Here is an 8510-nt window from a genome sequence, read left to right as displayed (position 1 = left end):
CCGCCTTCGGGGGCAGGCTGCGCTGGGCGCTGACCGGTGCGGCGCCCATCCCGCGCGCCACCCTCGACCTCCTCCAGGTCCAGCGTGAGCAGGGCCACCGGATAGGGCCGCCGGTCGCCGATCATCACCGCCCGGGAGATCCAGCGGGACTCCTGGATCGCCTGCTCCACCTGCGTCGGCGCGAGGTTCTTGCCCGCCGACGTGATGATCAGGTCCTTCTTGCGGCCGCTGATCGTGAGATAGCCGTCCTCGTCGAAGGAGCCGAGGTCACCCGTGTGGAGCCAGCCGTCGGAGTCGACGGCGGCCCGCGTGGCGGCCTCGTTCCGGTGGTAGCCGAGGAAGACGTTCGCGCCCCGCGCGAGCACCTCCCCGTCCTCGGCGATCCGCACCTCGCACCCCGGCATGGGTCTGCCGACCGTGCCCGGCTTGACCGCCCCCGGCCGGGTGCAGGCGATCACCCCGCCGGACTCGGTCATGCCGTACCCCTCGTACACGTCGATGCCGCACGCGCGCAGGAAGTCGAGAGTGGCGCGCGGGATGGGCGCCGCACCGGTCAGCGCCCAGCGCAGCCTGCCCCCGAAGGCGGCGCGGACGGGCGCGTAGAGGGTCTTCTCGGCGGCCTCCCAGCGCTCGCGCAGCTCCCCCGTGGGCTCGTGCCCGGCCTCCCGCATCTCGGCGACCCGGACCCCGAGGCGGACCGCCGCCTCGAACCGCTCACGCCCACCCGAGCCGCCCTCCGCGCCCCCGCCCGAACCGGCCGGATCACCGCCCGAACCGGCCGGGTCACCGCCCGCCTCGGCGAGCGCGAGCGCCATGGCGTGCACCTTCTCGAAGAGCCGGGGGACGGACGGCAGATGCGTGGGCCGGGCCTCGCCGAGCTCGGTGAGGATGTTCTCGACCCGGCCGCCGAAGTAGCAGACGGTCGCGCCCTGCAGGAGCGTCTTGAGCACGATGAGCTGCGCCATCACATGCGCGAGCGGGAGATAGACGTACACGGCGTCGCCGGGGCCGCTCGCCCCGAGGTCGAGCGTGCCGTCCCGGACGGCGTTGATGTTGCCGTGGCTGAGCAGACAGCCCTTGGGCGGCCCGGTGGTGCCGGAGGTGTAGACGATGGAGGCGACGTCGTCGGCGGTACGGGTCGCGGCGCGGGCCAGGAGGGCGTCGAGCGGGGCGCGCTCGGGCAGCGCGGCGAGCAGCGGCCGAGGCGCCGGCGAGAACGGGGGCGTGTCCGCGGGTGACGCCCCGCCCGCCATGACGATCACGTGCCGCAGCTCCGGCAGCTCGGGCCGGAGCCGCTCGATCCGCTCCGCGCCGGCCGCGTCCTCGCAAATGATCACGGACGTGCCCGAGTCGCCGAGCACCCAGGTGATCTCCTCGTCGCCCGCCGTGGGGTAGACGGGCACGACGACCGCGCCGGCGGCGAACACGGCGAGCTGGGCGTGCGTCCACTCCGGGCGGGTCTCGGCGAAGACGGCCACGCGGTCGCCGGCGGCGACGCCGAGGCCCAGCAGGCCGCGGCCGATACTCCGTACGCGCTCGCGCAGTTCGTCGTACGTGGTGACGGCCCAGCCGTCGGCCGCGGCCCCGCCCGTGCCGACCCCGCCCGTGCCCGCCCCACTCGTGCCGGCCCCGTCGTCGCGGGGCCGGAAGCGGAGGGCCGGCAGCGGGCCGTACCGGTCGGCCGCCCACTCCGCGAACTCCGCGAGCGTGGCGGGGTACGGCGCCCCGGGGACGGGCCCGGCGTCGACCGCGCCACCGGGCACCGCATCGGGCACCGCATCAGGCGCCGCATCGGACACCGCTTCGGACTCGGCATGGGACACGACCTGGCGTTCCGCGCTCTCCCGCATGGTGACCTCCTGGGTCAGTCCGCCCGACGCGCAACCACACAAAACCGGCACAACGGCACGCCCACGCAACCGCGCAACCGCACGACCACGCATCCGCGCAGCCACGCATCCGCGCCGCAGCCACGTAATCGCACAACCGCACAACCGTCCACCCCGCCGCGGGGCAGACGCTAAGGACCGCCGGCCCCGTCCGGGATGACGGGAGGCGTCACCACCGCTGACCTCCGCGCTCATTCGGGCTACCGTGCGGGACATGGGCAGGCGGACGGTCGGCGTCCATCACGTGCGGGCGGCGCTGCGGGGCGCGGAGCGCCTGGGCCTCGACACCGTCCCGCTGCTGCAACGCGCCCGCATCGCACCGCTGTTGCTCTCCGACCCGCGCGCCCGCGTCTCCCCCGAGCAGTTCACCCGCCTCATCAAGGAGCTGCGCCGGGCCACGGGCGACGAGTTCCTGGGACTGGCGCCCTCGCCCAGCCGCCCCGGCACCTTCGCGATGATGTGCTACGCCGCGCTGGGCTGCGCCGATCTCGGCGCGGCGCTGCGCCGCGGCGTCCGCTTCTACGGCCTGTTCCCGGGCGGCCCGGACCTGGACGTGACGGAGCGGGACGACGGCACCGCGGTCTTCTCCCTCCGCGGCGACCCGGCGGCCGGCGGCCCGGCGACCGGCGCCCCTCGGCCGGCCGGCGGCGACCCCTTCCTCGCCGAGAGCGTGCTCGTCATCTGGCACCGGCTGACCAGCTGGCTGATCGGCCGTCGCATCCCGCTGCTGTGGGCGGAGTTCGCGTACCCGCCGCCGTCCTACGCGGAGGAGTACGACGCCCTCTTCGGCTGTCCGCCCCGCTTCGGCGCGGACCGTACGGGCGCGGGGTTCGACGCCCGCTGGCTGGCGGCACCCGTCGTACAGGACGAGGCCGCGCTGGAGGAACTGCTGCACCGGGCGCCGGCCGATCTGCTCAGCCGTCGGGAGTACGGCACGACGGTGGCCGAGCAGGTGCGCCGGGCGCTGACCCGGGCAGTGCGCGGCGGCACCGGCAGCGGCAGCCCCGGCAGCGGCGGGGCAGGCGCCGGGGCGGGCAACGGACCCGTACGGGCGCGGGCCGGCCGGCTGCCGGAGTTCACGGAGGTGGCGGCGCGGCTGGCGGTCAGCCCGGCGACACTGCGGCGCCGGCTCCAGCGGGAGGGCACGTCCTTCCAGCGGCTGAAGGACGCGGTGCGGCGGGAGGCGGCGCTCGCGGGCCTGGCGGAGGGCCGGGAGCCGATCGCGGAGCTGGCGGCGCGGCTCGGGTTCTCCGAGGACACGGCGTTCCACCGGGCGTTCCGCCGCTGGACGGGCACGACGCCGGGAGCGTACCGCCTGGCCTGGGCGGGCACGGCACCGGACGCGTACCGCCCACCCCGTACGGACACGGCACCGGCCACGCACCGCCAGGCCCCGACGGACACCGCACCGGGCACGTACCGCCCACCCCGTACGGACCCGTACCGCCCGGCCGGCGGACAGCCACCGCACCCCACCCACCCTGAGAACTGGAGTCAGCAAAGCTGAGCTGTCCGGTCAGCGCCGGACTTACTCGTGAGTCACTACGGTCCCCCCGACACCCGACATCCCCATCCCGTCGGACAGTTGGGAGAGCCGCATGCGTCTTCGCGCAACTCCGCATTCCCCGTGTCCCACGCCCCCGAGGGGCCGGCGGCGCGCCCGCCCCTGGGCGGCCGCGGCCGTCGCGGCCCTGTCGCTCGCCACCGCGCTGCCGCAGGCCGGCGCGGCGGCCGCGGCCACGGCACCGGCGCCGCCCCCCGCCTCCGCCACGGCACCGACACCGACCGCCGCCGCGACGCCCGCCGCGGCCGACACAGGGACCGAAACCGACACCGGCCGGCCCGGCGACATCGTCCGCTCCGCGCCGACCTCCTTCCACCCGCTGCCCGGGGTGCCGACCGCCACCCGCGCCTGGCACGTGGAGTACCGCTCCACCACCGCCACGGGCCGGCCCAACGTCGTCTCCGGCACGGTGATCGTGCCCGTCGACGGCCGTACGGGGCCGCGCCCGCTGGTGACGTACGCCGTCGGCACGGTGGGGCCGGGCGACCACTGCGCGCCCTCGGCCGGCTTCCCGCACGGCACCACCGTCGAGGCCAACCTCATCAACCAGGTGCTGGGGCGCGGCTGGGCGGTCGCGGTGACCGACTACGAGGGCCTGGGCACCCCCGGCGAGCACACCTACACCGTCGGGCGCGCCGAGGGCCACGCCGTGCTGGACGCGGCCCGTGCCGCGCTGCGGCTGCCGCAGGCCGGGCTGGCCGCCGACGCCCCCGTCGGCATCATGGGCTACTCCCAGGGCGGCCAGGCGTCCAGCTGGGCGGCCGAGCTGCGCGCGAGCTACGCGCCCGAGCTGAACGTCAAGGGCACGGCGACCGGCGGCGTCCCCGCCGATCTGCTCAGGACCGCCGACTTCAACAACGGCAACATCGGGGCGGGGCTCGTCCTCATGGCCGCCGCCGGGCAGAACGCCGCCTTCCCCGAGCTCCGGCTCGACCGGTACCTCAACGACAAGGGCCGGTTCTACCTCGACTTCGTGACGAAGCACTGCGTGGCGGTCGACGTCGTCGCCGGGCTCTTCAAGCGGATATCCGACGTGACCGTGCGGAACCCGCTGTACGAGGCGGACTGGCAGCGGCGACTGCGCGAGAGCGACCTCGGGACCCGGGCGCCGGACCACCCGGTCTACCTCTACCACGGCACGCTGGACGAGCTGATCCCCTACGACGTGGGGCGGAAGCTGCGGGCCGACTGGTGCGGGAAGGGCGCGTCGGTGCGGTGGCAGACCCTGCCGCTCGGGCATGTGACCGGGGTGATCGCGGGGGCGTTCCCGGCGATGGACTGGCTGGCCGAGCGGTTCACCGGGCAGCGGGCGGAGGGGGGCAACTGCGGGGCCTGATGGCCGGACCGGGCCGGGCCGGCGGGGCCTGAGATCCGGCCCGGGCCGGACCGGCGGGGCCCGGTGAACGCCCGTACGAGGCGCACGACAGGTGCCGTGACCGTCCTTCGGCGTCAGTCGCGCCGCTGCCAGCGGTGGCCCGCGATCACGTTCTCCAGGCCCGTCCAGGCGAAGTTCATCAGGGTCACCGCCGGGTCGCGGCCGGGTCCCTCGTCGGCCCAGCCGACGAGGGACTCCGCCGCGCCGACCAGCGCGTGGGCCAGCCCGGACACTTCCCGCTCGACCAGGTGCCCCCCGCACCCGGCCTCCCGCGCGCCGAGCGCGATCAGCTCGGTGACGAGCCGGAGCACCTCGCCCCGTACCGCCTCCACCGCGCTCGCGAAGGGCTCGCCGTTCGTCCGGGCCTGCCGGTGCAGCACGATCCAGCCGTCCGGCCGCCGCGCCGTGTGGGCGAAGAACCCCCGGAGCCCGTTCCACAGCCGCTGGTCCGCCGGCAGCGCCTCGCGCCGCTCCGGCCACCCCGCGGCCTCCCGCACGGCCGCCACCAGCGCGTCGGCCTCGCGCCGGACGCACGCGCCGAAGAGCTCCTCCTTGGAGTTCAGATACAGATAGACGAGGGGTTTGGACACGCCGGCGCGCTCGGCGATGTCGTCCATGGAGGCGGCCCGATAGCCGCGCTCGGCGAAGACCGCCACCGCGGCGTCGAGCATCTGCCGCTCGCGCACCGCCCGTGGCAGCCGTCTGCTCCGTACCGCCACCCTCGCCGCCCCCTCGCGCCGGTCGATTACTCGCCGGTAAGAGTACGACTACGGGGCGTGCCGACACCGCCCCAACGCCCGATTCGGCCCGTTCCCGACGGCAGCGGCGGACGAGCGGGCCGTTCCGCGGATACGACGGCGCCCCCTGCCTCCCGATCGGGAGGCAGGGGGCGCCGTGCTTCGGGCGTGCTCCGGCGGGTTACGCCGCCACCGGCACCGGCCGCGGCTCGTCGTCGAGCTTCGAGCCGTCCGCCGCCTCGTACGCCTCGCGGTCCAGGATCTTCTCCCGGGCCGAGACCAGGATCGGGACCAGCGACTGGCCCGCGACGTTGGTAACTGCTCAGCGAGTATGTACGTTCACTCTCTGGGGACAGCTGACGGAGGGGACAGCATGGCGAAGCCGAAGCGCGTTGGCATCTACGTCCGCATCAGTAAGGACCGTAAGGGGGAGGAACTAGGAATCCAGCGCCAGGAGAAGGCGTGCCGCGAACTCTGCGAGCGGCTCAAGTGGGAAGTCCTCAAGGTCTACCCCGAGAACGACACGTCGGCATCAACGACGAGTAGGAGGGGGCGACCCGTCTACACGCAGATGCTCCGCGATGCCCGCGACGGGCTCATCGACGGCATCGTCGTCTACTCCATCGACCGTCTGACGCGCCGGATCGCGGAGCTCACGCACTTCCTTGAAGAACAGAAGGAGCACGGCTTCGCGTTCGCCACGACGGAAGGCGAGGACACATCCACCGCCAATGGGCGGATGATCCTCACGATCAAAGGCGCGGTCGCGCAACAGGAAACCGAGCGCATGTCGGAACGCATCAACAGCTCACTATTGCAGCGCCGCGAGAAGGGGAAACCTCACGCCGGCGGCAGCCGCCTGTTCGGCTTCAAGGAAGGGTCGAACCTCCAAGAGCTGGAACCCCGGGAGAGCGAGGCGATCAAGCGCGGCTACCAGATGCTGATGGACCAGAAAACGCCGGGAGACATCGCCCGGCTGTGGAACGAAGCTGGCCTACGCACGCCGGAGGGCAACACAGCCTGGGACATCCACAAGGTCAAGAGGGTGTATCGATCCCAGCGCGTGGGCGGAATCGTCACCTACAAGGGCCAGGACATCGGCGACAGCATCTACCCACACCCCCTCACCAGAACCGAGTGGGAGAACGTCCAAGCTGTCCTGGATCAACGCGCGACCCCGGCAGGCAAGGGCTCCGGCAAGAGAAAGCACCTGTACTCGGGGTTTCTCACGTGTGGTCACTGCCAATCAACCATGCGGATTCAGTGGGCAACCATCCAAGGGCGAACCTTCCGTCGTACGTTCTGCCACTCCGGCCAGGTCGGAGCGGGCGGTGAGAACGGGTGCGGCAAGGTCAACCGCCGATACGACTGGATCGAGGCCCGGCTGAACGAAGTCGTTGAAGCAGCATTGACCAAGCGCATGCCCCAGCCGCAGGCCGCCCCGACCGAGGATCTGTCAGGCGAGATTGCGGTCACGGAGGAGCGCATCCGAGCACTGCGGAGTCGGTGGAAGGAGGGCCTCATGGCGGATGAGGACTACTTCGACTCGCTGACCCACCTTCGAGGACAACTACAGGCACTTCGGGCCCGAGAGGCCGCCACGGTCGTCAGGGAGTCCCGCGTTGAGGCGGATGCCCTCACCGTGTGGAGGGACGACGACATGCAGAACCTGGAGCGACGCCGGTCGATCATCGCGAGCGTGATCGACCGGTGTGAGGTCTTCAGTGTGGGACGGGGGCGCAGGAAGCCGCCGGAGCTGGACTCGATCAGGGTTTGGCCGGTGGGCTCGCAGGTAAGTCAACCCGAGGCCTGACGGCTGTCAGCCGAGCAGCCAAGTACCCGTCCACCACCGCCGCCAGGCGGGCGTCATAGTCCGCCGGCGGCACCCAGCGCGAGAGAACATCGCTGATCCACTCCGGGAACGGGTCGGACTGCATGTCAGCCAAGGAGCCGTCCCCGCTGCCGGAGCTGGTCCCGGGTGATCTCCCAATTTCGGGTGAGATCTTCGGCGATGCCCGATGCGAGGAGGGCGGCTCCGGGGGTATGGCCGGAGCCGATGTAGCGCCAGTGGGCATCCGTGACGCAGCCGGGCCCTGCGCCGGCTGAACCGGCGGTGAAGGCGCCCTGGTGGCAGGCGCGGGCGAGCCGGAGGGCGGCGTAGGTGGTGGAGTAGACGCGGGATTTCGTGAGGATGTGGCCGCGGTAGCCAAGGGTGTGTGCCCAGGCGCACAGGTGAAGGTGGCCGAGCTCCGGGAGGCCGCCGAGGCGCCAGCAGGTGCGCATGAGGGTACGCACATGGGGTGTGGTGGGTATCGCGTCGATCTCCTCGGGGGTGCGGAAGCGATAGTCGGCGCCGGTGGCGGTGTCGGTGGCGCTCTTGGTGACGTATTTGGCGACGTAGGCGGCGATGGCGTCATCGGCCAGGCCGCCGGTTTCGTCGTGGGTGCTGCGGAGGGGGCGAGCGTCGAGTTGGGCACCCCATTGGAGGGTGTGCTGGCCAAGGGCCGGGCTGTACGGCGTGCGGACGCGGGCGGTACGGGCGGCATGACGGACGGCCGTGATCAGTGCCTCGGTGGTGGCCCATGGCGGGGGCGGGTCGACGGGGCCGTGGGGACCGTCGAGGCGGACGACCGCGTGAACATGGACGGCGGCCCGGTGCTGGTATTCGGCGACTTTGGCGAAGGAGAGCCGGGCGTGGTCAGGGAAACGGGACTGAGGGAGCCCGCCGAGGGTGGCCAGGTGCCGGCGGACGGCGCGCGTGAAGCGGTCCCAGAGGGCTCCAGCGTGCGCATGCCACAGCACGTGGGCGGTGAAGTCGTAGCAGGCCGGGCACAGCGACTGGCCTATGAGCGGATCACCGTCGGCGTGGACGGCGGTGCAGGCATGCACGGTGTCGTGGGGGCAGGGACGAGGGTCACGGCGGGGGTGGCAACGGTCGGGGGCGA

At 73.0% G+C, this 8510-nt stretch carries 6 protein-coding genes and 1 pseudogene; 3 read left to right on the top strand and 4 right to left on the bottom strand.

The window, feature by feature from the left end:
* The coding region (locus tag ACSNOD_RS24750) for an AMP-dependent synthetase/ligase (protein WP_436769248.1) at nt 1-1850 on the bottom strand (1850 nt) is incomplete at its 3' end.
* A 253-nt stretch (nt 1851-2103) separates the two neighbouring features.
* Between ACSNOD_RS24750 and ACSNOD_RS24745 the strand changes: the two genes are divergently transcribed.
* Both ACSNOD_RS24745 and ACSNOD_RS24740 read left to right on the top strand, forming a co-directional pair.
* Complete coding sequence (locus ACSNOD_RS24745) at nt 2104-3396, top strand: AraC family transcriptional regulator (RefSeq protein WP_436769247.1); 1293 nt, start codon at nt 2104-2106, stop codon at nt 3394-3396.
* Nucleotides 3397-3487: 91 nt separating this feature from the next.
* Nucleotides 3488-4789, top strand: coding sequence for a lipase family protein (locus ACSNOD_RS24740; protein WP_436769246.1), 1302 nt, complete (start codon nt 3488-3490; stop codon nt 4787-4789).
* 113 nt (nt 4790-4902) lie between these two features.
* Here the strand turns inward: ACSNOD_RS24740 and ACSNOD_RS24735 are convergent, their stop codons facing one another.
* Both ACSNOD_RS24735 and ACSNOD_RS24730 read right to left on the bottom strand, forming a co-directional pair.
* Entirely contained in the window at nt 4903-5499 is a 597-nt protein-coding gene (locus ACSNOD_RS24735; protein ID WP_436769249.1) for a TetR/AcrR family transcriptional regulator, read from the bottom strand.
* Between the two features lie 247 nt (nt 5500-5746).
* Nucleotides 5747-5881 (bottom strand): annotated as a pseudogene (locus ACSNOD_RS24730) (dicarboxylate/amino acid:cation symporter); the annotation flags it as partial.
* Between the two features lie 57 nt (nt 5882-5938).
* On the opposite strand from ACSNOD_RS24730, the gene ACSNOD_RS24725 reads away from it, so the two are divergent.
* A complete protein-coding gene (locus ACSNOD_RS24725; RefSeq protein ID WP_436769245.1) occupies nt 5939-7378 on the top strand; it encodes a recombinase family protein in 1440 nt (479 codons plus the stop codon).
* Between the two features lie 125 nt (nt 7379-7503).
* On the opposite strand, the gene ACSNOD_RS24720 is transcribed toward ACSNOD_RS24725, so the two are convergent.
* On the bottom strand, nt 7504-8510 hold a 1007-nt coding region (locus tag ACSNOD_RS24720), incomplete at its 5' end, for a replication initiator (RefSeq protein ID WP_436769244.1).

Source organism: Streptomyces sp. URMC 123 (assembly GCF_051386515.1).
Taxonomy (GTDB): Bacteria; Actinomycetota; Actinomycetes; order Streptomycetales; family Streptomycetaceae; genus Streptomyces.
Note: the sequence above shows the minus strand (reverse complement) of the source record. Positions and strands in the feature narration are given on the sequence as shown.